The organism is Candidatus Margulisiibacteriota bacterium (assembly GCA_018822365.1).
Taxonomy (GTDB): domain Bacteria; phylum Margulisbacteria; class WOR-1; order O2-12-FULL-45-9; family XYB2-FULL-48-7; genus XYB2-FULL-45-9.
Map to the genome: position 1 here is coordinate 1 of JAHJKL010000084.1, position 23,092 is coordinate 23,092.

The 23,092-nt window shown below is 51.1% G+C and carries 26 protein-coding genes and 1 tRNA gene; 18 read left to right on the forward strand and 9 right to left on the reverse strand.

Annotated features, from left to right (window positions below; genetic code table 11):
* From KKF06_08075 to KKF06_08135, 13 genes are all read left to right on the forward strand, one after another.
* Nucleotides 1–138, forward strand: a 138-nt coding sequence (locus KKF06_08075; GenBank protein MBU1617709.1) for an NADH-quinone oxidoreductase subunit C, incomplete at its 5' end; no start/stop codon positions are given.
* Nucleotides 131–1,318, forward strand: a complete 1,188-nt coding sequence (locus KKF06_08080; GenBank protein ID MBU1617710.1) for a nickel-dependent hydrogenase large subunit — start codon at nt 131–133, stop codon at nt 1,316–1,318. The genes KKF06_08075 and KKF06_08080, both read left to right, overlap by 8 nt.
* Nucleotides 1,319–1,322: 4 nt before the next feature.
* Complete coding sequence (locus KKF06_08085; protein ID MBU1617711.1) at nt 1,323–3,077, forward strand: hypothetical protein; 1,755 nt, start codon at nt 1,323–1,325, stop codon at nt 3,075–3,077.
* Nucleotides 3,078–3,087: 10 nt separating this feature from the next.
* Nucleotides 3,088–3,549, forward strand: coding sequence for a hypothetical protein (locus KKF06_08090; GenBank protein MBU1617712.1), 462 nt, complete (start codon nt 3,088–3,090; stop codon nt 3,547–3,549).
* Nucleotides 3,550–3,813 (forward strand): NADH-quinone oxidoreductase subunit K, encoded by a 264-nt coding sequence (locus KKF06_08095; protein ID MBU1617713.1) that lies wholly within the window; start codon nt 3,550–3,552, stop codon nt 3,811–3,813.
* Entirely contained in the window at nt 3,810–5,285 is a 1,476-nt protein-coding gene (locus KKF06_08100; protein MBU1617714.1) for an NADH/ubiquinone/plastoquinone (complex I), read from the forward strand. The genes KKF06_08095 and KKF06_08100 overlap by 4 nt, the downstream gene beginning before the upstream one ends.
* Nucleotides 5,285–5,884 carry a 4Fe-4S binding protein gene (locus KKF06_08105; GenBank protein MBU1617715.1) on the forward strand — a complete coding sequence of 200 codons (600 nt, stop codon included), beginning with the start codon at nt 5,285–5,287 and terminating at the stop codon, nt 5,882–5,884. The genes KKF06_08100 and KKF06_08105 overlap by 1 nt, the downstream gene beginning before the upstream one ends.
* Complete coding sequence (locus KKF06_08110) at nt 5,878–6,339, forward strand: hydrogenase 3 maturation endopeptidase HyCI (GenBank protein MBU1617716.1); 462 nt, start codon at nt 5,878–5,880, stop codon at nt 6,337–6,339. The genes KKF06_08105 and KKF06_08110 overlap by 7 nt, the downstream gene beginning before the upstream one ends.
* Before the next feature lie 18 nt (nt 6,340–6,357).
* Nucleotides 6,358–6,552 (forward strand): DUF1858 domain-containing protein, encoded by a 195-nt coding sequence (locus KKF06_08115; GenBank protein MBU1617717.1) that lies wholly within the window; start codon nt 6,358–6,360, stop codon nt 6,550–6,552.
* Between the two features lie 11 nt (nt 6,553–6,563).
* Nucleotides 6,564–6,800: a glutathione S-transferase N-terminal domain-containing protein gene (locus tag KKF06_08120; protein MBU1617718.1), complete on the forward strand. Its 237-nt coding sequence runs from the start codon at nt 6,564–6,566 to the stop codon at nt 6,798–6,800.
* Between the two features lie 17 nt (nt 6,801–6,817).
* Nucleotides 6,818–6,991: a ferredoxin gene (locus tag KKF06_08125; GenBank protein ID MBU1617719.1), complete on the forward strand. Its 174-nt coding sequence runs from the start codon at nt 6,818–6,820 to the stop codon at nt 6,989–6,991.
* Between the two features lie 3 nt (nt 6,992–6,994).
* Nucleotides 6,995–8,317, forward strand: a complete 1,323-nt coding sequence (locus KKF06_08130) for an MFS transporter (GenBank protein ID MBU1617720.1) — start codon at nt 6,995–6,997, stop codon at nt 8,315–8,317.
* Between the two features lies 1 nt (nt 8,318).
* Complete coding sequence (locus KKF06_08135; GenBank protein ID MBU1617721.1) at nt 8,319–8,507, forward strand: 4Fe-4S binding protein; 189 nt, start codon at nt 8,319–8,321, stop codon at nt 8,505–8,507.
* Here KKF06_08135 and KKF06_08140 read toward each other — a convergent pair.
* Nucleotides 8,494–9,444 (reverse strand): aspartate carbamoyltransferase catalytic subunit, encoded by a 951-nt coding sequence (locus KKF06_08140; protein ID MBU1617722.1) that lies wholly within the window; start codon nt 9,442–9,444, stop codon nt 8,494–8,496. The genes KKF06_08135 and KKF06_08140 overlap by 14 nt on opposite strands.
* 51 nt (nt 9,445–9,495) lie before the next feature.
* Here KKF06_08140 and KKF06_08145 point away from each other — a divergent pair, with 51 nt between their 5' ends.
* Genes KKF06_08145 through KKF06_08155 form a run of 3 tightly spaced genes read left to right on the forward strand, consistent with a single transcriptional unit; the run spans nt 9,496 to nt 12,405 of the window.
* A complete protein-coding gene (locus KKF06_08145; protein ID MBU1617723.1) occupies nt 9,496–10,353 on the forward strand; it encodes an FAD:protein FMN transferase in 858 nt (285 codons plus the stop codon).
* Nucleotides 10,325–11,596, forward strand: a complete 1,272-nt coding sequence (locus KKF06_08150; GenBank protein MBU1617724.1) for an acetate kinase — start codon at nt 10,325–10,327, stop codon at nt 11,594–11,596. The genes KKF06_08145 and KKF06_08150 overlap by 29 nt, the downstream gene beginning before the upstream one ends.
* Nucleotides 11,593–12,405, forward strand: coding sequence for a hypothetical protein (locus KKF06_08155; GenBank protein MBU1617725.1), 813 nt, complete (start codon nt 11,593–11,595; stop codon nt 12,403–12,405). The genes KKF06_08150 and KKF06_08155 overlap by 4 nt, the downstream gene beginning before the upstream one ends.
* Here the strand turns inward: KKF06_08155 and KKF06_08160 are convergent.
* The gene (locus KKF06_08160; GenBank protein MBU1617726.1) at nt 12,383–14,797 is read right to left on the reverse strand and encodes a hypothetical protein; all 2,415 of its coding nucleotides are present in this window, start codon (nt 14,795–14,797) and stop codon (nt 12,383–12,385) included. The genes KKF06_08155 and KKF06_08160 overlap by 23 nt on opposite strands.
* 66 nt (nt 14,798–14,863) lie before the next feature.
* On the opposite strand from KKF06_08160, the gene KKF06_08165 reads away from it, so the two are divergent.
* Nucleotides 14,864–14,935, forward strand: a tRNA-Gln gene (locus KKF06_08165).
* Nucleotides 14,936–14,945: 10 nt separating this feature from the next.
* On the opposite strand, the gene KKF06_08170 is transcribed toward KKF06_08165, so the two are convergent.
* The 3 genes from KKF06_08170 to KKF06_08180 are packed head-to-tail and all read right to left on the reverse strand — an operon-like array spanning nt 14,946 to nt 18,848.
* Nucleotides 14,946–16,742, reverse strand: coding sequence for an ATP-binding cassette domain-containing protein (locus KKF06_08170; protein MBU1617727.1), 1,797 nt, complete (start codon nt 16,740–16,742; stop codon nt 14,946–14,948).
* 53 nt (nt 16,743–16,795) lie between these two features.
* Nucleotides 16,796–17,515 carry a hypothetical protein gene (locus tag KKF06_08175; protein ID MBU1617728.1) on the reverse strand — a complete coding sequence of 240 codons (720 nt, stop codon included), beginning with the start codon at nt 17,513–17,515 and terminating at the stop codon, nt 16,796–16,798.
* On the reverse strand, nt 17,499–18,848 hold the full coding sequence (locus KKF06_08180) for a DUF1015 domain-containing protein (GenBank protein ID MBU1617729.1): 1,350 nt from the start codon (nt 18,846–18,848) through the stop codon (nt 17,499–17,501). Before KKF06_08180 ends, KKF06_08175 begins: the two co-directional genes overlap by 17 nt.
* A 47-nt stretch (nt 18,849–18,895) precedes the next feature.
* Between KKF06_08180 and KKF06_08185 the strand changes: the two genes are divergently transcribed.
* Nucleotides 18,896–19,126 (forward strand): hypothetical protein, encoded by a 231-nt coding sequence (locus KKF06_08185; GenBank protein ID MBU1617730.1) that lies wholly within the window; start codon nt 18,896–18,898, stop codon nt 19,124–19,126.
* Here KKF06_08185 and KKF06_08190 read toward each other — a convergent pair.
* Genes KKF06_08190 through KKF06_08205 form a run of 4 tightly spaced genes read right to left on the reverse strand, consistent with a single transcriptional unit; the run spans nt 19,123 to nt 23,087 of the window.
* Nucleotides 19,123–19,992, reverse strand: a complete 870-nt coding sequence (locus KKF06_08190; GenBank protein ID MBU1617731.1) for a ParB/RepB/Spo0J family partition protein — start codon at nt 19,990–19,992, stop codon at nt 19,123–19,125. The two genes, KKF06_08185 and KKF06_08190, sit on opposite strands and share 4 nt — an antisense overlap.
* Nucleotides 19,976–20,743 carry an AAA family ATPase gene (locus KKF06_08195; protein MBU1617732.1) on the reverse strand — a complete coding sequence of 256 codons (768 nt, stop codon included), beginning with the start codon at nt 20,741–20,743 and terminating at the stop codon, nt 19,976–19,978. The genes KKF06_08190 and KKF06_08195 overlap by 17 nt, the downstream gene beginning before the upstream one ends.
* A 12-nt stretch (nt 20,744–20,755) precedes the next feature.
* Nucleotides 20,756–21,388 carry a 16S rRNA (guanine(527)-N(7))-methyltransferase RsmG gene (gene rsmG / locus KKF06_08200; protein MBU1617733.1) on the reverse strand — a complete coding sequence of 211 codons (633 nt, stop codon included), beginning with the start codon at nt 21,386–21,388 and terminating at the stop codon, nt 20,756–20,758.
* Between the two features lie 13 nt (nt 21,389–21,401).
* Nucleotides 21,402–23,087, reverse strand: coding sequence for a BamA/TamA family outer membrane protein (locus tag KKF06_08205; GenBank protein MBU1617734.1), 1,686 nt, complete (start codon nt 23,085–23,087; stop codon nt 21,402–21,404).
* Nucleotides 23,088–23,092: the final 5 nt, after the last annotated feature.

Consider the following 23,092-nt stretch of genomic DNA (forward strand, 5'->3'; position numbering starts at 1 on the left):
ATGTTCGGACTTTTTTTTGTCGGACATCCCCGCCTGGAGAGGCTTCTCTTGCCGGACGACTGGCCGGCCGGAGAGTATCCGCTCCGCAAAAAAACCTTTGGATCAGAGAACGAATTACCGGGGAGCCCCGATGGCTAAACAGAATATTATACCGATCGGGCCGTTCCACCCGCTGCTGGAAGAACCGGAATTTTTTAAGTTCTATGTTGACGGCGAAACGGTGGTTGATGCCGATGTCCGGGTCGGCTATAACCACCGGGGAGTGGAGAAGTTGCTCGAGAACAAAACCTATGACCAGGGGGTATTTCTGGTCGAGCGGATCTGCGGGATCTGTTCCACCTCTCATCCTTTTGCCTTTACGCAGGCGGTGGAGAACATTTCCGGAATCCAGGTTCCGGAGAGGGCGAAGTATATCAGGATGATCATTGGCGAGCTGGAGCGGATCCACAGCCACCTGCTGTGGGTCGGGCTGGCCGGACATTTTATCGGCTACAACACCGTCTTTATGTGGGCCTGGAAATACCGCGAACCGGTCCTGGACATATTTGAAGTTATCTCGGGGAACCGCAATCATTACAATATGTTCAGGGTAGGGGGGGTCAGGCGGGATATCAGGGAAGAAGATGTTCCGGGCCTGCTCCGGGCGATTGATGAAGTGGAAAAATTTACCGCCATGCTCGCTAAGTCGGTCTCCGAAGATCCGATCATCCAGGCCAGGACAAAAAATATCGGGATCTTGAAAAAACAGGACGCGATCGATCTGGGGGTGGTTGGTCCGGTCGCCCGCGGGTCCGGCCTGGCGATCGATAACCGGAAGGACCTCCCCTATGCCAATTATCAGGAAGTTGAATTCGAAGCGATCGTCCTGCAGGAAGGGGATGTCTACGCCAAGTCGGTCGTCAGATTGCTGGAGATCCTTGAGTCGGCCAAGATCATCCGCCAATCATTAAAGAAACTGGCCCCCGGGCCGATCGCGGCCGAGATCAGGGAGATCGGCATTGGCGAAGGGATCGGCTTACATGAAGCGCCGCGCGGCGAAGTTTTCCACTATAGCCGCTCGAACGGCTCCAACAATCCAGAGCGGCACAAGATCAGGGCCCCTTCGTTCATGAACGTTCCTTCATTTAAGAAAACGGTTATTGGCCAGAAGATTTCCGACGCCGCTTTGATCACCGCGGCGGTCGATCCCTGCTATTGTTGTACCGAAAGAATGGCGGCGATCGACTCGCAAAACAATAAAACATTATTGACCGGCGAAGAGTTGGTCAGGCTTAGCCAGGGACGAACCGAAGAGATCAGGCGAAAAGCCAGGAGTTAACAAAATGCTGCTTGCCGTATTAGGAGTGCCGATCATTATCGGGATTATTTGCCTTGTGGCACGCCGCTTTGCCGGTTGGGTTGCCCTTGCCGGCGCGCTGGCAACGCTTGGTCTGGCCGTATCGGTCTATTTTAATCCGACTGTTTTTGTTCCGGTCCTCGATCTTAGGACCAATTTTTTGGGGAGCGCCCTTTTTGTCCTGGCCTCACTCTTGACCCTGCTGGTCATAATATATTCGATCGTTTACATGAGCGGTAAACCCCGGCTCGCGGAATATTATGCCTACATTATGCTCTCTTTGGGATTGTCGGCCGGTTATTTCTTTGCCGCCGACTTTATTTTATTGATCTTTTTTTGGGGCGGGTTGGGAGTCTTGCTTTATCTTCTGATCGGTATTGACGTCGAAAAAGGTGGGGAGGCGGCCCAAAAGACCCTTCTTTTGGTCGGCGGGTCTGACGCTCTCATGCTCTGCGGCATTGGGATCCTTTCCGCGCTGACCGCGACCCCGATGATCGGCGTGGTTAAGGTCCAGCTGACCAGCGCGGTTGCCATTCTCTCTTTCGTTTTTCTATTGGTCGGCATTCTGGCAAAAGTTGGCGCGCTCCCCCTCCACTTTTGGGTCCCGGCCGCCGCCGAAACGACCCCGGCTACCGGGCTGGCTTTCCTTCCCGCTTCCCTGGACAAACTGTTGGGGATATATTTGCTGGCCAGGCTCTGTTTAGACGTTTATGTCATGGTGCCAAATTCTTTTATTTCAATTGTTTTGATGCTGATCGGCTCCGCCACTATCATGTTCGGCGTTATGGCGGCGCTGGTCCAGCACAAAATGAAGAAACTCCTTTCTTACCATGCCGTTTCCCAGGTCGGCTACATGATCCTGGGGATCGGGAGCGGCATTCCGGTCGCGATAGCGGGCGGGCTTTTTCATTTGATCAACAATGCCTTATATAAATACTTGCTTTTTCTGGTCGCGGGATCGGTGGAGCAGCAGGCCGGGACAGATGATTTAAGGGAATTAGGAGGCCTGGCGTCTGTTATGCCCTGGACGTTCGGGTTTGCCCTGGTTGCCGCGCTGTCGATCTCGGGAATTCCTCCATTCAATGGCTTTGCTTCCAAATGGCTGATCTATCTTGGCTTGCTTGATCTGGGGAAACTGAGCTTTCTCTGGCTGGCAGCGGCGATGTTTGGCAGTGCCTTGACCCTGGCTAGCTTTGTGAAGATCATCCACGCGGTATTTTTAACTCCCGGGACCAATGAAGCCAAACAGGCAAAAGAGGTTCATTGGAGCATGCTTTTGCCAATGGGAATTGTTGCCGCGATTTGTGTATTGTTCGGGGTCTTTATGTATTTCCCATTAAATTATCTGATCCTGCCGGCGATCCCGGGCGTCTCGATCACCGGCTTATGGAATTCCGGGGCAGCGACCCTATTAATAGCCGGGGGAATCTTACTGGGGTTGATCTTATATTGGCTGGGTGGAGCAAGCCGGACAACTGTTAAACTGCCATATGTTGGGGGAGAGATCCTGCCGGAAGCCGAGACTCGGGTGACCGGGGTCGAATTTTACAATACGGTCAAGGAAACCGAGCCGTTCAAGGAAATATACCAGTTAAGTGAAAAGATCAAGCCGTATGATTCAACCGCGGCGGCGGTAAAATGGCTTTCCGATATTACGCGCGCCTGCCATAATGGCTTGCTCCAGAATTATGTCGCCTGGTTGCTGGCCGGGATTGTTTTAGTCGGTTTAATTATGTTTTAGGAGTTAAATAATGATCCTGAACGGAATAATATTGATCGCAATTATTTGCGCGCTAATAGCCGCAGAGACAACGGATCTGCGCCGCTCAACTATTGCCCTGGCTGGGATCGGCATCTGCCTGGTCAGTGTGTTTCTTCTGTTTTCCTTGTATCTATTTGCTCTATTCCATCTGGCGGTTATTGGCGGAATCATCTGGTTAATAAAAAACAATTTGGAAATAAACAGGATCTTTAGGGAAAAAGAGCCGCCAGGTTCGCTCTTTGGCTATCTTGGATTAGCCGGCTTTGTTTTGGCGGCTTTTTATTTGTTCTGGCCGGTGTTTTGCGCCTTTCCCTCACCCTTGAGGCTTTCAACGGAATATTTAAAGACGGTCCGGCTCTATGATGTATTAGGAATGCTGGTGATCATTGCGGTGGCGATGATCGCGGCCATGTCGATTCTCCGAAGCAACAAAACAAAGGAGCCCGAATAAATGGTTGAATACGGAGGCTGTTTAGTTGTTTTTTTTATCGGCCTGTATTGCGTGATGGTCAAAAGGAATATCTATAAAATTATCGTTGGATTGTTGATCATGGAGTTTGCCGTTGATCTTTTCCTGGTTCTGCTTGGCTACAGGCATTGGGGGACGACCATGATAATTCTGGCGGTAACCCTGGTATCTTTGGCGGTCCTGACCAGGGCGCAAAAAATATTTAGCAGTCTGGATGTCAATGAAATGAAGGAGCTGAACGGATGACCTTTTTATTGCCGGCGTTTATCGTTATCCCTTTGGCGTCCGCGTTGTTGGTTCTTCTCTTGTCCCGACAAAAAAAACCAGGAGTTGTTGCCGCGGCGAACCTGGCTGTTTTTTTATTGTTCATCTTTTCATTGGGGCTTTATTTTGTCAGGCCGTATAATTCTATCGTTTTGTTCAATGTTGAAAGATCGCTTTTGTTGGGAGGGAGCTGCCTGGTCCTGGACGGCTTGAACCATCTTTTCCTTTTAATGTCGAACTTTATTGGCTGGCTGGCGATGATCTATTCGATCAAATACATGCAGAACTATCCTAAACGGGAAAGCTACTTCGCCCTTCTTCTTATTATGATCGCCGGCATAAATGGCCTGCTTTTGACCGGCAATATTTTTACTTTGTTTGTCTTTATGGAGATCGCTTCGTTCTCAGCTTACGCGTTAATTATATTCGGGGACAATAAAAGAGGGATCGAGGCGGCTTTCAAGTGTTTTATTCTTGGGGAGATCTCCTCTCTTTTGATATTAATCGGCATTGGCATAATATTTGGATTGACCAACAGCTTTAATATGGCGGTGATCTCACAATCTTTTGCCGCCGTCGATCCGAGGGTAAAAAGCCTGGTCTTGACCCTTTTTATTGCCGGCTTTGGGACTAAAGCGGCGCTGGTCCCTTTTCATAGCTGGCTGCCGGATGCTCTTTCGCCAAGTTCGATCTCGGCCCTTCTTTCCGGTATCTTTATTAAAACCTTGGGAATTTATGCTTTAGTTAGAATTATTTTTAATGTCATTGGGCTAACCCCCCAAGGTTCTCTGGCTCTGATGGCCCTTGGCGCCATATCGATCTTGATCGGCGGGATACTTTCTGTCGGCCAGAAGGACATCAAGCGCTTAATGGCATATTCCAGCATTTCCCATATCGGCACAATAATTGCGGCTTTTGCCTTGGCGACCCCTCTTGGCTTGATGGGAGGGATGTTCCATGCTTTTAACCATGCTTTGATCAAGCCGTTGCTTTTTTTCAATGCCGGAGCGGTTGAAAAGGGGACCGGGACAAGGGACCTAACAAAGCTTGGCGGATTATTTTCGCGGATCCCGATCATTGCAGCGACGGCAATGATCGGCGCGCTGGCGATCTCTGGGCTTCCTCCTTTCAATGGGTTTTGGAGCAAACTATTTATTATCTTTGCGTTTGCCCAGGCGGGGAACATTTTTATGGCCTTGGTCGTCGTCGCCGGCAGTATCCTGACTTTGGCGGCTTATCTTAAGTTGTTAAAAGGTGTGTTTTTTGGCCCGGTCGCTTCTGAAGTTAAAGAGCGAACTCCGTTGACCATGATCATGCCACTGGTCGTATTGGCCTTTGTTTGTTTCGGGATCGGACTTTTTGTCCCTTTGGTCAGCCAATACTTGATCAATCCGGCCGTGATCTCGGTTTTTAATGGGACTGGTTACGGAAAATTGATCTTGGGGGTTAATTAATGAAGTTGCCCGGTCTTTTCCAGCTCCGCATCCTGGTCGAGGCTATTCGGGCCATTATTTTAGGCCCTTATACCAGGCGTTATCCGTTTGTTCCATCGCCGGTCCCGCCCGGTTTTAGAGGCAAACCGCAATTCTATGAACAGGAGTGTGTCGGTTGTGGTGCCTGCGCCGAGGTTTGCCCGGCCAGGGCGATCGAGGTGATCGACGATCACAAGACCAGGACACTGATTCATCACCAGGACCAGTGCATCTACTGCGGGGAGTGCGAACGGGCCTGCATCACCGAAAAGGGGATAAAGTTGACCGCCGAATACGAATTATCGACCTATGACCGAAGCAAGTCAACGACCAGTTCGGCAAAAAAACTCGTCCTGTGCGAACATTGCGGCGGGGTCCTGGCCCCGGAAGACCAACTCCGATTCCTCGCTAAAAAAGTCGGGCATTTGCTCTATGCCAATCCTACCCTGCTGATGGCGAGGGGGGCCGAGCTTAAGCTTTATTCTTCGCAGCCGGAAAAGACTCCCCACCGCCGGGGCGGGCACCTCCGGCTTCTTTGCCCAAATTGCCGGCGCGAAATGATCATTACCGAGCAGTGGTAGCTTTAAAAACTTTACTTGGGGAGAGGACCGTGGTCATGGGAGTTGGCAGCTTGCTTAAAAAAGATGACGCGCTCGGCCCGCTTATTATCAGCAAGTTAATTGATCGCGGTTTTGTCAAATACCCGCTGATCGATGCCGGAACGACCCCGGAAAACTACATTGGCAAAATTGCCGGGCTTGAGCCGGACCTTTTGTTGATCATTGACGCGGCTGATTTTGGCGCCGCACCGGGAACTATTGCCCTGTTTAATTCCGCCGAAATCCTGCTAAAGGGGTTCTCCACCCATGACCTTTCTTTAAAAACCTTTGCCGAGCATCTGGTTCAGATCATACCTGTTTTGCAGGTCCTTGTTTTGGGGGTTCAGCCCGAAGCGGTTGGTTTTGGCGAAGGGCTCTCTCCCCCCGTTAACTTGGCGATGGAGCAAATAGTCGGCCAGTTTATCGCCCTGCAATAATATGATATAATTTATATCATGGAAGAAACGATCTCCGCCGAAACGACGATCGCCGATGCCCTAAAGAAGAAGCCGCACATCGCGGCGGTTTTAATGGGGAAAGGGATGCATTGTATCGGCTGCGTCATCGCCTCCGGCGAGACCATTGCCCAGGCGGCCGAAGTCCATGGCCTTGATGTCAATGAATTGCTCAACGAGATCAACCAGGCATAAGGAGGCGAGATATGGCGACCGTCAAAGTATATTCGACCCCAACCTGCCCATATTGCAAGATGGTCAAAAGTTTTTTAACCGAGCATTCGATCGTCTTTGCTGACATTGATGTTTCGGTCAACCAGGCCGCGGCGCAGGAGATGATCGCCAAATCCAAGCAGATGGGGGTCCCGGTCCTGGAGATCGACGGCCAGATCGTGGTTGGGTTTGATAAACCGAAGATTTCCCAGCTTTTAAATCTTAAATAAGACAAGGAGGGATAACGATGGTTTCAGTCGACCAAGCTCTCTGTATCGGATGCGGTGTTTGTGTTGATATGTGCCCGGATGTTTTTACCATGACTTCAGAAGGAAAAGCCCAGGCGATCAAAAATGACAGCGAAAACTGCAGTCTGGAAGATGTTGCCGGCGCCTGTCCGGTAGACGCGATAAATATTTAACGAATGTTCAAAAAGTTAAACTACAGCCTTGGAGCTTTTGCCACTTCGTTAGCTTATCAGATCTTTGCCGCTTATATTATTTTTTATTATGTGGACGTGATGCGGCTCCCGGTCTATATGGCCGGGTCCGCCATGTTCATCTACGGCCTCTGGAACGCGCTCAATGACCCGCTCGCCGGATTTTTGTCGGATTCGACCCACTCCAGGTTCGGCCGCCGGATTCCTTATATCTTGTTAGGCGCGATCCCGCTTGGCCTGGCTTTTTATTTTTTATGGCGAGCCCCTTTCTTTGGCCTTGACGAGCCGTATTTCCTGTTCCTTTACTTCGTCACCCTGATCTGTTTGTTTGACGCTTTCTACACGATCGTGGTTTTAAACTGGTCCTCGCTTTTTCCCGAGATGTTTAGCGGGCTAAAAGAGCGCTCCCTGGTCAATATTTTTCGCCAGGGCTTTGCTTTGCTTGGTTTTTTATTCGGAATCGCTATCCCCCCGCAGATCTTTACGAAGTTTGGCTGGGAAAACATGGGGTTGTTTTTTGGCCTGATGATCACTTTGCTCTGGCTGATCACGCTGTTTGGCTGCCGGGAAAAGAAGGAGTTTAGCCGGGAGCCGTCGCTTCCTTTGTTCCAGGCTTTGAAGGTGACTTTGGCGGACCGATCATTTATGCTGTATGTCGCGGCCGATTTGATGATCTCCTTTGGTTTCATTACCTTGCTGGCTTCGATCCCGTTTTACGTAAAATATGTTTTGGAGAGAAGCCCTCAGGAAGTCACGCTGTTATTCGCTTTGGCCTTTTTTATTGCTTTTCCCATGCTTTTTGTCTGGCGGATGATCATTGTCCGTCAGGGCGCAAAAGTCGCGATGATGGCCGCCGTTGCCGCAATGGCGCTAAGCCTTTCTCCTTTGCTCTTTAGCCGCGCCTCTAATATTGTAATGCTGGCCGCAGCCCTGTTTGGCGCTTCGCTGGCCGGCTATCTGATGGTTTCTGACGTGGTCCTTTCCGATATTATTGATGAGGACGAGGTAGCGACTGGCCGGCGCCGGGAAGGGATGTTCTTTGGCATCCGCTCATTTGTGAGCCGCTTTGCCATTGTGATCCAGTCGTTGACGATCAGCTCGATCTTTTTATTATGCGGTTACAACCCATATGTCTTTACCCAGCCAAAAGCTTTTTATGCCGGGATATCGGCCCTGGTCATCGTGATCCCGATGATTGCCTTTGGCCTGGCATTTGCTATAATTAATTTATATCCATTAGCCGGGAACAAAATAAAAGAAGTCCGGCGAAAATTAGACGAGATCCATTTGATGAAAGGGGTAAAATAACATGGCAGCAGGACAAAAAGCGGTAATTGATGAGACGACATGCACCGGGTGCGGCATTTGTATTGATGTCTGCCCAAAACAAGCCTTAGACCTGGCGGATAATGTTTCCAAATTAGCCCGGCCTGAAGCTTGCGATGGAAATGGGGCCTGCGCGGATGCTTGTCCGGTCCAGGCGATCACGCTGAAGTAGACTGGTTTTTCCCGCTAAGCAGTAAAAAGAGAAGGGCGGTCCTGACCGCGACCCCGTTGGTAACCTGTTCAAGGATGACCGTATTGGGGCCGTCGGCCACCTCTGACGTCATTTCTACCCCCCGATTGATCGGTCCCGGGTGCATAATGACCAGATCGGGTCTGGCTTTTTTCAGACGTTCGGCGTTGAGCCCGTAAAGCTCGGCGTACTCATTGATCGAGGGGAAGAACCCTTTGTCCATCCTCTCCCGCTGGATCCGGAGCATATTAACAAACTCGGCCTCTTTTAATTCCTTGTCCAGGTCATAGGAAACCCTGACCCCTAATCCTTCGATCCCGGCCGGCATCAGGGTGGGAGGGCCAACAACTACGACCTCTGCCCCCAGTTTGTTTAACCCCCAGATGTTTGATTTGGCTACCCGCGAATGGGCGATGTCACCGACTATCAGGACTTTTTTCCCCTTGACGCTCTTCTTTTTGTCGATCATCGTAAAGATATCCAGCAGCCCCTGGGTTGGATGTTCGTCGCAGCCGTCCCCGGCGTTGATCACGCAGGCGCTGGTTTGGCTGGCCAGCAGGTGGGCCGCGCCGGCCATATTATGGCGGATAATGATCGCATCAACCCCCATCACTTCCAGGTTTTTTGCGGTGTCGATCAGGCTTTCCCCTTTAGAGATGCTCGATGACGATAAGGCGACATTGGTGATGTTGGCGGAGAGAACCTTGGCTGCCATATTAAATGAGGTCCTGGTCCGGGTTGAAGGTTCATAGAAAAGAGTGACCAGGTGTTTGCCCAGGAGCGTGGGGACCTTGGGGATCGGTCGGCTAATGACCTCTTTCATGGAAATAGCGGTCTTTAGAATAAGCTGAAGTTCCTCTAGGGAGAGGTCTTTGAGGCCGAGGAGATCTTTATTTTTTAGCCCTTTGACCTTGTTCATACAATTGATTAATCTGTATATATATTATATCATTATAGTGATAATAATTCCATGAATAAATACCTGGTACTAATTGTATTGATCGTTTCCATTCTTGGGCTTAGCCTGTTTTTATTGTATCCAGGAGAAAAAACAATTTATACCATGGGGACGGCATTGCGGGTCAAGGGGGATGGCCGGGAGGTGGCGATCGCTGAGGCCCGGCGTTTGAACGATCTTTTTAACCGGTTTGATCCCAGCAGTGAAGTTGCGGCGATCAACCTGGCGGCCGGACTAAATCCGGTAAAAGTTTCCCGTGAGACCTTTGATGTTATAGCCCTCTCGCTTTTGATCGCCGATCTTTCGGGTGGCGCCTTTGATATTTCTTTGGGAGAACATGGGAATTGGCGCGAGATTAAATTGAACAGCCAGGCGGAAACGGTTTTTCTCGCTCGGAAGGGGATGAAGATAGACCTTGGCGGGATCGGCAAGGGATTTGCGATCGAAAAGATCAAGCGACTTTTGGGAGGGAAAAAAGGGAATAAAACGCTGGTCGACATGCGGTCCTCCATTGCCGCTATCGGCCGCTCCTGGAAGATCGGGGTTCTTGACCCGCGGTTAACCGGCGCGGGGGGGCGTGACAGGATCCTCGGCGCGGTTATTTTAAATGACGGAGAAACACTGGCGACTTCCGGCGGATACGAGCAGCCGGGCCACATTATCGATCCGCGCAGCGGCCAGAAAGCCGAAAAATGTTTAGGGGTGACCGTTATCGCGCAGGACGCGGCGATCGCCGATGCTCTCGCGACCGCGATCTTTGTGCTTGGACCGGAAAAGGGGATGGCGCTGGCAGAGAAACTAGCCGCCCGGGCGGTAATTATTGATAGAAAGGGAAAGATATATGATAATTTTGGCTTTAAATTGCGGTAGCTCTTCGGTCAAGTTTAAGCTGTATAAATCGGGGGAAAGAAAATCCATGACCAGTGGTGAGGTGGAAAGGATCGGGATTTCCGGCTCTTTTCTCTCTTTTACCCTTCCCGGCAAGGGTGAAGTGAAAAAAGAATTTGAATGTCAGGACCATCGCTGCGCTTTGAAATCGATCATTGAAGTTTTGACCGATCAGCAATATGGGATCCTTGGCGATCTAAGCCAGATCGTGGCGGTTGGCCATCGGGTTGTCCATGGCGGAGAAAAATTTAAAAGTTCGGTCATGATCAACGACGAGGTATTGGCGGCGATCAAGGAAGTGCAGGACCTGGCCCCGCTCCATAATCCGCCAAATATTATGGGAATTGAAGCGGCTAAAGAAGTTCTGCCCGACATCCCCCACGTCGCTGTTTTTGACACCGCTTTTCACCAGACGATGCCGGAGCAAGCCTATCTGTATGCGGTACCTTACGAATGGTACGGAATGTACGGGGTACGGCGCTATGGTTTTCATGGAACCTCCCACCTTTATGTTTCGCGGCGGGCCGCGGCCCTGATGGGGAAAACCCCGCTTGAGACCAATCTGATCACCATGCACATTGGGAACGGGGTTAGTGTCACGGCGATAAAGGGAGGGATCTCGGTTGATACCAGCATGGGATTGACACCGTTGGAAGGGGCGGTGATGGGGACCCGCTGCGGCGACCTTGATCCGTCGATCATTTTGTTCATGATCGAGAAAGAAGGGTTTTACGTTGAAGAACTGGAAAAGATATTGAATAAAAAGAGCGGACTGCTTGGGATCACCGGCAAATTCATGGACAGGCGCGATGTTGATAAGGCGGCCGATGACGGCGACCACCGGGCAAAGCTGGCCCAGCAGATCGAAGCCTATCGACTGCGAAAATATATAGGAGCTTACTCGGCGGCGCTGGGCCGGGTAGACGCGATCGTTTTTACCGCCGGCGGAGGAGAGCGGAATTTCCGTCTTCGCGAGCGGGTCTTGGGGGGGCTGGAAAACATCGGCATCATCCTGGACAGCAGGCGGAACGCCGCGGCTAATACCAGGGACAAGGAATCATTGATCACCACTGACGATTCTCCGGTTAAAGTATATGTGATCCCGACCGACGAAGAATTGGTTTTTATTGAAGACGTGATCGCGATCCTGGAAGGGCGCTACGAAACGCACACCCATTTTACCTACAGCTTTGAAGATCCGAAATATAAAAGGAAAGCCGAATGAACAAAGAGAATTTTTACCCATTAACTTATCTGCGCGAAGCTGAAGCGCTGCGTTGCGGCGCTCTTACCCTGCGGGAACATCCGGAGATCAACCATCCCTGGGAACTTATCTCCGGCCTGAAGGGGGCCCTGGAGAAAGACCTGAAAGTTATTGGGACAAAGATCAAAGGGCTGGCCCATCCTACAGCGGTCCTATACGCGCCGGAAAATATTTTGATCGAAGAAGGGGCGCAAATTGAAGCGCTGGCGGTGCTCGACGCCCGGAGCGGACCGATCTATATCGGGGCCAATACGGTCGTTCGGCCGCAAAGCTATCTGCGCGGGCCGCTTTACATCGGGCCGGAGTGCCGGATTGGCGGAGAAGTGACCCATTCGATATTTCACGGTTATTCTAACAAAGCGCATTATGGTTTTATCGGCCACTCATATATTGGGGAGTGGGTCAATTTGGGGGCGGGAACGACCAACTCCAACCTTAAAAACACTTACGGGACGGTAAAGATGACGATAAACGGCGAGACGCTAGACAGCGGAGAGCGGTTCCTGGGCTGTCTTATCGGTGATCACGTCAAGCTGGGGATTGGGAGCCTTATCCCGACCGGTGCGGTGATCGGGCTTGGGGCCAATGTTTTTGGCGGCGGGATGATCGCGAAGTGTGTGCCGAACTTTGCCTGGGGAGAAAAGGGAAGGGTTGATCTAGAAAAATTCCTGGCCGGAGTTAAATTGGTCATGGCCAGAAGAGGCCAGGTTTTAACCCCGGAACTGGCAGAGCTTCTTGTCACGAACTTTAGACGACAGTCCGGAGTTTGATCCTTTTAATCTGTCCGTTACTTTGCTTTTTCAGCCTGCTTTCTATATGCCCGGGCGAGGCGCTGGAAAGAACAACAACGGTGATTTCCAGTCCGCTGGAGAGGAATTTTTCTTTTGTCGTGAAGGATGCGATGTTTTCCCCAAGAGAGATCACCGATTCAACCGCCATTGCCAGCTCTTTTGGTGAAATTCGGAGCTTGATCTCTATTTGCTGCCGACGGGTTGGAAAAGGGTTTGACGCGCTGGTATGTTTATATAGATTGATCAACCGGCCGGTAAAATTGTCGGCTATTTGTTGATCCAGCGACCCCAGTGAAAATTCCGCCAGGCTGTAGGCGCCTTCGCTTGTGTGTAAATTGAAGGAATCAACCCGGGAGCTGGTAGCGGCTAGAAAAGTAAATAGCCGGACGAGCGCGCCGCGATAGTTGTTGTTGAACAACACATAAATAGTCTTTCCTTTCCAACCGGTTACAACGGAGGCCTCTTGCAGCATTCTGCTCGTTCGCTTCAGGATAAGGTTTTCTGTCCCTTTATTGAGGCCAAGGGCGGCATAGAAGGTCTCCTCGTCATGGAAGCCGGCTTGATTGGTCAACCTGGCCCGGGAATAATGAATCTTGCGAGTATTTTCGCAGTTGACCGGGCAAGCGCGGTCAAATATATCAAAGATCTCGGCTTCCCACTGTTTGACCAATTCTCCAAAGGCTTTTTTGCCTGATGTAGAGTAACGATTTAAGCTTAGCAGGGAAAAGTCTGTTACTCCGGCAGCGAGCAGTTCAAGCGAGGAAGCGGCAAGTTGTGTTCTGGCCGCGTCATACCTGACGCGGTTGATCGGCTGCACCTCTTTACTTAAGATCAGTGAAATTGTATCGCCGCTTTCAACGGGACTGTCCAGGCCAACTGTTTTTTCCGTAATAGAGCCATCCGATAAGGGCCTTCGGATAATTCCACCGATCACCCGGCTGCCAAAAACAGCGGACTTACGAAAGGCAAAATCAAGCACGGTAACCCTGGCGGCCCCTTTTTTGGGCCCAACATCGTATAGCTTTCCGTTGTCATCATAAACATAAGCATATCCTTTGCTCTGGAGGTCAAAGTGGGTTGCTTCGTATATTGCGCGCGCGGTCGGGGCATCAAGGCAGAATCCTTCAAAGCCGAATTGGGCAAGTTTGTAGCTGATATGAGAACAGGCGCCAACCAAGGCTTTGCGTTCCATTTCGGCCGATCTGACCTGGATCTCAACTTCGGTCCCTTCCTCATTCATAAAAGCGCAATGGAGCGCCTGATAGTATTGTTCGTTGTCATTGGAAAAAACCTTGAGGTCCTTGCCGCGGGGGAATTTTATGTAATCAGTATACTTTTCTGGCTGCCATTTGTATCCAAGTTTATTCATGATCTCGGTAAGACTGTTAACGGCTGTATAGCATTCATCGGGACAGGCCGTGATACAGCTTATGCCAAGCAGGTCATGGACAGCGCGGGGCTTGTTGGCGATGCTCCACAATCCTTTCAATCTCCAGGAAAAGGTAAAGGAATTTAATTCCTCAGCCAATAAAGTCGCTACAGTCCTTAATTCATCAGACAAATGGATCGGGCCCACTTGATAAGCTCCGCTGTAGGTTGAGGAGGCGATTTTCTCATATCTATCCGGATCAGAGCTTAAAAATGCAAGGTCGTCGAGTTGTTTGGCATGGGCCGAAAAGTGCAGAACCTTGAGGAAGGGAGAAAAAGCCTGAGTGGCATATGATGATAAAGGATGGATCCCTTTGCCGGCATGGAAAGCGAGCTCAGAGAAGATTTGGGCGGTCACAAGGAGCATAATATCAACGTCTTCTTCGAGTTCGGTCAGCATTTTAATAAATAATCCGCCTTGTTTTATGCCATGATCCTGGTTAAAGGTAAACCGGGAGAGAAACTCGACCTTGGCAATAATATTTAATAGGGTTGAGTCAAAATTGTTTTCCTTTAATAATGCCAGGGGAGTATCAAGTACAATGAAAGCGGCGACGGAATCAGGGGAGGCTCCCCAGCTCATCAGCAACTCTATCCCCAGTGCTTTATTGGGCAGGCTGCCGTTTAAATCCGAAAACTCAAGCGCTTTTTTCAGCCGGCCTAAATTAGCCTGCGGCTGGTTTTGGCTAAAAAAGGTGAAAAGATCTTCCGCGAATTTTGTTTGAGAGCCAGCAAGTTGGAATGAGCCGCTCCACTCATCTTCGCCGGTCATTTTAACAACCGGGATATTCAATCGGTCAAAAGGTCCGCCGGCCGGAATTGGCCGTTTAGGATGGAATTGGCCGGCGTCAGGGAACAGCCGGGCCGCGGCCCTGTCGATCGCCCGGTTGATAACAGGCGTCAGGCGAGGTCTGGTCGACGGAGGTTTGTTTTGGATCTTCATGTCAAGTCTTTATCGTCTAAAAAATTGCAGAATTTCAAGGGAAATAGTATAATTTTGACGGATCAGTGGGGGATCGTCTAATTGGTAGGACACCGCCCTTTGGAGGCGAGAATCGGGGTTCAAGTCCCTGTCCCCCAGAACCCACAAGTTAAACCGGAAACGTTAGATTGTTCCGGTCAAAGGCGTCGAGCTCTGCGATCAGGGTTTCAAGCTCTTTATACCCGCTGTCGACCGCTTGCTGGTGCTGATGGGCGCTGATCTGTAATTGTTGAATTTCCGCGCCGCTCTTTTTGCCGCTGGCTTGCGCGATCTCAAGATTGACCGCTTCCAGCGCCAGTTCTTCTTCGTCGATCCTTTTCTCAACTTCGGCCGTCTTGCTAATGATCGCCTGGCGTTGTTTGCTGTGGTCGGTCCGTTTGGGTTCCTTGTGCCTGGCGGACTTTTTGGCTTTTTTGGGTGCATCCGGTTCCCAGCCGATCTTGTCCAGGAATTCCTGGTAGCTCCCCTCAAAAACAAAGACCCGGTCTTCATTAAAAATGATCAGTCGATTGGCCAGATGGTGGAGGAACATTTCGCTGTGGGTCACAATAATGACCGCGCCGGGGAATTCATCCATGGCGGCGATCATGGAATCGCACGATTCTACGTCCAAATGATTGGTCGGTTCGTCGAGCAGGAGGAGGTTGGTGGGGGAGAGGAGGATCTTCCCCAGGGTGACCCGGCTTTTTTCGCCGCCGGAGAGGACAGAGATCTTTTTTAGGGCCAGGTCGCCGGTGAACATCATCGCCCCGCAGGTCTTCCTGATATCGCTGTATTTCATGTCCGGCCGCAATTGGTGCAACTCTTCTTCAATGGTTAGCTTTAGATTCAGCCGTTCAATGTTAGTTTGGCCGAAGTAACCGATCCTGCAGTCCGGGTGGCGGTTGATCTCTCCTACTTGTGGCTGGAGTTCGCCGGCCAAAAGCCGCAGCAGGGTCGACTTTCCCTTGCCGTTCTTGCCAATAACACAGATCCGGTCGTTTTTGCCGATATCGATCGATAAATTCTCGATCAAAAGCCGGTTGGGGATGTATCCGAAAGTAATATTTCCTGCCCGCATTAAATAGTTGGCTTCAAACTCGACAGAATTGAAGCGAAAGCCCAGTTCGGAGACTTTGACCAGCTCTTCCTTCATCCCCATTTTTTCCAGCGCTTTGATCCGGGATTGGACCAGGCTGGCGCGGGCCGCCTGGGCGCGGAAACGGTTGATAAACTCCATCGCCTCTTCGCGTTTTTTTTGTTCCTTCTGCAGGGTTTTGCCGTAGCTTTCTTCTTCCACCGCGATCTGCGCAAAAAGTTTGGCGGTATCTCCCTCGATCTTCTTGGCCTTTAGCCGGTGGATCCCCAGGGTATGGGTCGTCACGCTGTTCATAAAATCACGGTCGTGAGTAATGATCATCAGTTCGTTGTTCCAGCGTTGCAGGAATTTCTTGAGCCAGCGGATCGAGATAATGTCCAGATAGTTCGTTGGTTCGTCGAGCAGGAGGAGGTGCGGCTCGGAGAGGAGGACTTTGGCCAGATTAAGCCGGACCTGGAAACCGCCGGAAAAATCCGCGGGCGATCTGTCGAATTCATTCTCGCTAAAACCCAGCCCGCTCAAGATCTTTTCCGCTTTCCAGATCTGGTCTTCTTCTCCTGGCTGAAGGCCGAGGCAGGCCTCCCGGAGAACGGTCGGTTCGTTAAAGCTAAGATGCTGCTTTAGGTAACCGACGGTATAGTTTTTTGGCAGAGAAATCGTTCCCTCTTCAGGCGCGATTTCCCCCGTAATTAGCTTAAAAAGAGTGGTTTTGCCCGAGCCATTCCGGCCCACCAGGCCGATCCGCTCACCGCTATGAACGGTGAAGCTGATCTTGTCAAAAAGATCATGTCCGGTAAAGGAAAGAGATAAATTGTTTACCTGCAGCATATAATTAATATAGCATATTTATGGGCTGTGGTCCGTTAATATTGCGAGGTCAATTATATTTCAGTGGTCAGTCCGACCTGCAGGGCGCTCTGGTAACCGCTGTCCGATAATCCTTTGCCATAGCCGATCACAAATTGAGTGTAATCGCCGAGCCAAAAACGCGAACCGAGCTGAAAGGTCAGGGGGGCGGGAGTAACCGAAGAGTTGCCGGCGATCTCGGCAAACAGTTCGCCGTGGTCAGCAAAATATATGGTCTCGACCTCCAGGGAATATGAGGTGTAATTGGCGCTGGCCGCTCCGGCCGGGACCCCGACCATGGTGTAGCCAAGGTTTAAGTGCCCGGTCAACAGGCCAAATCCCTGGGAAAAGATTGCGCTTATTCCATAATCAGGATAACCTGTCCCAGTCCCTAACGAGGGGGATCCATTGGCCAGCTTGGTTGAAAGTTTAATGCTCAACCCTTCGCTTTTGGAAAATTGTAATACTTTAACTTTTGCATTGAGCGTAATATCCTGAAGGCCGGTCGGGGTGCTAAGCGAGACCGGCAGGTCCGCTCCCAACTCAAGATTTCCCAGGATCCCTCTTTTAATGGTAAAAAGTAATTGTTTTTGTTCCCCGCTTTGCGGTTGAAATATAGAATAGCCCATTTCCAGTCCGGTCCGGTTGGGTGGGGTTGTTTTGACGATATCGGTAGCGAGCGGAAAGCTTGACCAGGCTGGGACGGCCACAGCCACAAACAGAAAAACCGCAAATTGTTTAAACAATCTTTTCATTATGATCAAAGTTATTCAGGACCAGCCCCGAGAGCAGTTTCGGAAAGAAAAAGGTCGATTTGTGGGGCATCTTCTCGAAACTGCCGGCGATCTCAATGATCTGCTCGATCTTAACAGGATTGAGGAGAAAAGCAAGTTGCGCTTTTTTGGCGTCAACCATGGCGACCGCTTCGTCGTCGTTCTGGGTATAGAGGATCTTATCTTCGGTTTCATGGGCCATGTGAAGGATCTTCCCAAAAACAGCGTGATGCAGGATGTTGGCGTCGAGCCTTTTCCAGGAAGGGGAACGGTCTTCTTCAACGATCTCGTCAACGTTTTGATCGGCTTTCAAGGTCAGAAGCAGGAAGCGGTTGTGTCCCAGGTAGAGGCCAAAGGCCGGACCTTTTTCTCCCGCTTTGGCCAGGTCTTTGACTAGCTTCTTTCTGACGGTTTCGGTGGTTTTTGCGGTCGCCTGGAATACAGACACGTCAAAGAATTGGGCCAGATTTTCTTCGAACAGTTTTGGATCAAAAAATGGAAGGTCACGAACGACCCGGTGGATCGGCAGGACGACCAGGCCGGCTCCCTCCAGCGGGGTAAAGTACATCATGATGTGGTTATAAGCTTCGTCTTCCGAGAATTTGGTGTTCTTTTGTTTCATTTCGTCCCGGAAGCGAAGAGCCGCCTCGTAGCGGTGGTGCCCGTCGGCGATATAAACGGCTTTATCTTTCATTTCTTGAACGATCTTGTTGATCCCGGGAAGGCGGTCGACCCGCCAGAGCCGATGGACCGTTCCCAGCGCATCTTTGACCTCGATCACCGGCTTGCGCTTGGTAAAAGCTTTCAGTATTTTTGTGATCTTATCTTTTTTATCAGAATAAAGGGAAAAGATCGACTCAAAGTTTGCGTTGGACGCCCGCATTAGCTGGAGCCGATCAAGCTTGGCCTTGGGGTAGGTGAACTCATGGGGGAAAACCTTGCCGCGTCCAAGTTCTTCCAGCCGGAGGAGAGAGACAAAGCCGAGACGGGAATAAGGCTTTCCTTGAGCCTTGAACTTTTGTTCGTAGGCATAAATATTGGGCTGGTCATCTTTGAGCATGATCTTATGACGGAGCCACCCCTGCAAAAAAGCGGCCGCCCGTACATAACGGTTATTATAAATAGTGTCGGAAAGGAACTCTTTCCCCAGGATCAACCTGATAAAGTTGAAATCACTGGTTTCGTAGAGCTCTTCCTGCAATTCCGGGCTGATAACATCATAAGGCGGGGCCATGACTTTGGTAAGGTTGGCGAGCTTCTTTTTGTTGTAAATTATCCCTTTGAATGGGAAAATCCTGACCATAATTGGGGTCATTGTAACATATTTATCTTATAATGCCAAATTCATGATAAAATGACTAAATGAAACCAGAGGAAAAACTCCTGCATGAGGTCCGAAGTTTTTTAGAGACGTATAAGGTCCTCCCCCCAGCTAGCAGGGCCAGCTTCGAGGCGATATTGTTTAAAAACCTGCGAAACGAGGATGAACAGACCAAAAAATTATATCAGGCCCTGATCGCCGCGGCCAAAGATAACAACACGGTAGAGGGGGCGATCGCCGCCCTCAATCAGGCGGCCGGCAAGCCTGCTTAACGCTTGCGCCCTTCAATAATATCGATCACTCTTTCCAGGTCTTCGCGCGAGAAATAATCGATCTCAATTCTCCCCCGCTCCGGGGTGCCGTAGACCTTTACTTTGGTCGCCAGGCGGTTGGTCAGCTTCTCGATCAAGGAATTCAATTCGGTGTTTTGCGAATAGGCTCGTTTGGCGGACGTTTTTTTGCGATGGTTGGATTGGGTGGCCGCTTCCGCGTCGCGCACGTTCATTTTTTGCTTGACCATTTGCTTCCAGAGGTCTATCTGTTTGGCTTCGCTGTCCAGGCTGAGCAGCGTCCTGGCGTGCCCCATAAAGAGCTCTCTCTGGCGGAGGCTTTCTTTGATCGGCTTGGGAAGGGAGAGGAGCCTGATCATGTTCGCGACCGTCGAGCGGCTTTTCCCCACTTTTTTGGAGATATCTTCCTGGGTCAGGCCGAATTCGGAAGCCAGACGGGCATAGCCTTCACCCTCATCCATTGGGTTAAGGTCTTCGCGCTGCAGGTTCTCGATCAGGGCGATCTCCAGCGACTGTTCATCGGTAAAATCTTTAACAATAGAAGGGATAGCCGCGATCCCGGCTAGTTTGGCAGCCCTAAGACGCCTTTCTCCGGCCACCAGCTCATACTTGCCGTTGCGCATCCTGGTCAGGATCGGTTCGATCACCCCTTGGGCTTTGATCGAATCGGCCAGATCCTGCAGCATTTCCTTGTTAAAGTTGGTCCGCGGCTGTCGCGGATTGGGGATGACCGAATTAATGTCGACGTTAACGACTGTCCGCCCTCCCATGAAGACCGACCCCTGGGGGATAAGCGCCCCAAGCCCTTTGCCTAAACCTCTTTTTTGCGCGTTAGATCCTGTTGTCATCTAATACCTCCCGACATAAATTTTCATAAGCTTCGGCCCCTTTGCTTCCGGGGTCGTAGAACAAGATCGGTTGGCCGAAACTGGGGGCCTCTGCCAGGCGGACATTGCGGGGGATCACGGTTTTAAACACTTTGCTGCCAAAATACTTTCTGGTCTCTTCAGCGACCTGGGAAGAGAGGAGGGTCCGTGGATCGAACATGGTCAGCACTATTCCCCTGATCTTTAATCCGGGATTTAAGTTCTCCCTAACCAGCTCCAGCGTGTGGGTCAGCTGGCTGATCCCTTCCAGGGCGTAATACTCGCATTGGATCGGGACGATCACTTCGTCGGCGGCGGTCAGCGCGTTGACCGTTAGGAGCGAAAGTGAAGGGGGGCAATCGATGACCAGGTAGTCATATTGATCTTTGACCGCGGCTAGGGCATCCTTGAGCCTGGTTTCACGCGGCAACATTGAAACCAGCTCCACTTCAGCCCCTGCCAGGCGGGGAGTGGAGGGGAGGACATCAAGGTTGGCGATATTGCTTTTCAAAACCGCCTCTTGAGCATGGACCCCTTCGATCAATATGTTGTACAGGCAGAGGTTTAAATTGCTCCGATCAATGCCAAGTCCGGCGCTGGCGTTGCTTTGGGCGTCAATGTCGACCAGGAGGATCTTTTTACCGAAAGTGGCCAGGTAAGCGGCCAGATTTACCGTCGTGGTGGTCTTGCCGACCCCTCCTTTTTGATTGACAACCGCAAATGCTATCGCCATGGCGCGATTATATCATAGGGGTCTTTTTTTTGCCATGCCGCTCCGGCGGGGAAAATCAGCCGGAGTTGGAGCGATTTTATCGATAAAAACCAGCGACCGGGAATCGTACTTGTCGACCCGGTTGACCAGGCCCCCCAGCCTTTTTATGGAGGCGCCAGCCCGTTCGATCTCCGGTTCGATCGCCAGCTCCTTGTAAGCGACAAAAAGACCGCCGATTTTAACGAAAGGGAGGCAGTATTCGGCCAGGGTGTTCAGTTCGGCAACCGCCCGGGCGACCGCCAGGTCAAACTGTTCGCGCCGGGTGGAAAGGACCTCCTCCGCGCGTCCCCAGACAACCTCAACGTTTTTAAGTCCGAGCCTGGCTGCCAGGTGGGCCAAAAATTCGGTTTTCTTCTTGGTTGCTTCAACCAGGGTCAAATGAATGTTTGGGCAGATGATCTTTAATGGAATTCCCGGAAAACCCGCCCCTGCGCCAATGTCGACCAGGGATCCTTGCTTTAGCTCCAATGATCTTAGAAGGAGCAGGGAGTCTTCAAAGTGCTTCTTGCGGATCTCTTCCGGGTCAGTGATCGAAGTTAAATTGAATTTATTGTTCCACTCGATCAGTTCATGGAGATAAATGTTAAATAATTTATCTTCATTCATTTGTCATTGGGCGTTAAAACGCCTGGCCGATCGAGAAGTGCATGATCCCTTCGCTGAAGGTCTTGCCGGCCGGGACCCCGTAATCAAGCCTGATCGGGCCGAGCGGGGTATTGATCCTCATCCCTGGACCCCAGCCGGAAAGGAAGTTGGCGGTGTCAGGCGCGTCGCCGCTCCAGGCGTTCCCCCAGTCGTAGAAAAATACTCCCTGGAACATGTCGGAAAAATTAAGACGGTATTCGGCGTTAAGGATGATCTTCAGGGTCCCTTTGTGCGCTTCCGATGGGTAGTAGCCGCGAACGGTGTTGGCTCCGCCGGCCCAGTAAAGCTCGCCGATCGGCACATCCCCTGTTCCGGCGCCAAACCCGCTATGGAAGGCGGCTACCTGGTTGTCGGCAACCGGATAATAATGGTTAAGGTCTAGGGTTGCTTTGGAGAAGGTTGAGTTGGCGCTTGCCTGTTTGAACCCCTGTTTTAGTTCGAGGGTATAATAGCGCCCCTCCTTAGGGTTGAGCCAGAAATCACGGGTGTCAAACGCCAGGGTTACCGCCAGGGTGTTGGAAATGTAAGCCTCAAAAGTTGAGCCGCCGTATGGATCGACGTTCTCCCGGCCCAGGGTGAAGGTGACGCTGTAGTTGCCGCTGAGAGGTTTACCGAATGAAACGTCGGCGCCGTTATACTGCGCCTGCTGGTCGGTCTGGAAAACGTCCCGGCCGACGGTCAGCCAGCGGCGAAAGGTGAAAGAGGTTTTGTCGCCAAGCTTTTCCGGCCAGAACCAGGGATTGGTGTATTTGAACTGGTATGACGAGAGCTGTTGCCCGACCTGGCCGCGGATCAACAGACCCTGGGCGGTCCCCATCAGGTTGTTGATCGAGAGGTCAATAAAACCAAAGCCCCCTTCGCGCTCCCCCCAGCCGCCGCCAAAGTTAATGGTGCTGGTCCGCGACTCCTTGATCTTCAACTCCAGAACGATGTTGTCTTTGGTGCTTCCCGGTTCAAAATTGGGGGTGATCTCAGAAAAGAAGCCAAGGTTGAAGACGTTGCGCAGGTCTTTCTTCAGCTGGACCTCGTTCAGGACCGTTCCCGGCAAGGATTTAAATTCCCGGAGGATAACATAGTCCTTGGTCGAGTCATTGCCGGCCAGGACAATAGACTCCAGGCGCCCCTCAACGATCTTGAAGGTCAGGGTCCCGGTTTTTTTGTCGGTATCTACATCGGCGATCCGGGAGAGCATGTAGCCGTCTTTTTTGTAAAGCTCGTTGATCATCGCGATGTCATCCTGCAGCCCTTTGAAGTTCAAAAGATTTCCCGGCTTGGTCTTGATCTTGGCCTGGAGCTCGGCGGTCGAATAGACGGAGTTGCCTTCAATGACAATGGTGTTGATCTTGGGGTTTTCAACGACATTGAAGATCACTTTTGATCCGCCGGCAAAAGCCTCGAACGAAGAGGAAACGTCGGCAAAATAGCCGAGAGTATAGATCGCTTTCAAGTCCCCCCTGATCTTGTCGTCCGTAATGGTGTTGCCGACCCGGCTAAAAATGACATCAACGATCTCTTTTTCCGGCACTGCCGAGTTCCCCCTGACCTCAATGGCGGTAATGAGCGGGACCAGTTCAACCTCGGCCGCTTTTTTCGGGGCGGCCAAAAGCCCGCCGGACAAGATCGTTATTCCTAACAAGAGGACAATAGATATTTTTTTCATGAAAA

Coding starts and splice junctions, on each gene's coding strand:
- rsmG (MBU1617733.1), bottom strand. CDS start 21,388: ATGAATGAAGATAAATTATTTAACATTTATCTCCATGAACTGATCGAG.
- KKF06_08130 (MBU1617720.1), top strand. CDS start 6,995: ATGTTCAAAAAGTTAAACTACAGCCTTGGAGCTTTTGCCACTTCGTTA.
- KKF06_08140 (MBU1617722.1), bottom strand. CDS start 9,444: ATGAACAAGGTCAAAGGGCTAAAAAATAAAGATCTCCTCGGCCTCAAA.
- KKF06_08085 (MBU1617711.1), top strand. CDS start 1,323: ATGCTGCTTGCCGTATTAGGAGTGCCGATCATTATCGGGATTATTTGC.
- KKF06_08155 (MBU1617725.1), top strand. CDS start 11,593: ATGAACAAAGAGAATTTTTACCCATTAACTTATCTGCGCGAAGCTGAA.
- KKF06_08160 (MBU1617726.1), bottom strand. CDS start 14,797: ATGAAGATCCAAAACAAACCTCCGTCGACCAGACCTCGCCTGACGCCT.
- KKF06_08105 (MBU1617715.1), top strand. CDS start 5,285: ATGAAGTTGCCCGGTCTTTTCCAGCTCCGCATCCTGGTCGAGGCTATT.
- KKF06_08195 (MBU1617732.1), bottom strand. CDS start 20,743: ATGGCGATAGCATTTGCGGTTGTCAATCAAAAAGGAGGGGTCGGCAAG.
- KKF06_08150 (MBU1617724.1), top strand. CDS start 10,325: ATGATAATTTTGGCTTTAAATTGCGGTAGCTCTTCGGTCAAGTTTAAG.
- KKF06_08175 (MBU1617728.1), bottom strand. CDS start 17,515: ATGAAAAGATTGTTTAAACAATTTGCGGTTTTTCTGTTTGTGGCTGTG.
- KKF06_08190 (MBU1617731.1), bottom strand. CDS start 19,992: ATGACAACAGGATCTAACGCGCAAAAAAGAGGTTTAGGCAAAGGGCTT.
- KKF06_08180 (MBU1617729.1), bottom strand. CDS start 18,848: ATGACCCCAATTATGGTCAGGATTTTCCCATTCAAAGGGATAATTTAC.
- KKF06_08120 (MBU1617718.1), top strand. CDS start 6,564: ATGGCGACCGTCAAAGTATATTCGACCCCAACCTGCCCATATTGCAAG.
- KKF06_08135 (MBU1617721.1), top strand. CDS start 8,319: ATGGCAGCAGGACAAAAAGCGGTAATTGATGAGACGACATGCACCGGG.
- KKF06_08145 (MBU1617723.1), top strand. CDS start 9,496: ATGAATAAATACCTGGTACTAATTGTATTGATCGTTTCCATTCTTGGG.
- KKF06_08080 (MBU1617710.1), top strand. CDS start 131: ATGGCTAAACAGAATATTATACCGATCGGGCCGTTCCACCCGCTGCTG.
- KKF06_08115 (MBU1617717.1), top strand. CDS start 6,358: ATGGAAGAAACGATCTCCGCCGAAACGACGATCGCCGATGCCCTAAAG.
- KKF06_08125 (MBU1617719.1), top strand. CDS start 6,818: ATGGTTTCAGTCGACCAAGCTCTCTGTATCGGATGCGGTGTTTGTGTT.
- KKF06_08095 (MBU1617713.1), top strand. CDS start 3,550: ATGGTTGAATACGGAGGCTGTTTAGTTGTTTTTTTTATCGGCCTGTAT.
- KKF06_08205 (MBU1617734.1), bottom strand. CDS start 23,087: ATGAAAAAAATATCTATTGTCCTCTTGTTAGGAATAACGATCTTGTCC.
- KKF06_08090 (MBU1617712.1), top strand. CDS start 3,088: ATGATCCTGAACGGAATAATATTGATCGCAATTATTTGCGCGCTAATA.
- KKF06_08185 (MBU1617730.1), top strand. CDS start 18,896: ATGAAACCAGAGGAAAAACTCCTGCATGAGGTCCGAAGTTTTTTAGAG.
- KKF06_08170 (MBU1617727.1), bottom strand. CDS start 16,742: ATGCTGCAGGTAAACAATTTATCTCTTTCCTTTACCGGACATGATCTT.
- KKF06_08100 (MBU1617714.1), top strand. CDS start 3,810: ATGACCTTTTTATTGCCGGCGTTTATCGTTATCCCTTTGGCGTCCGCG.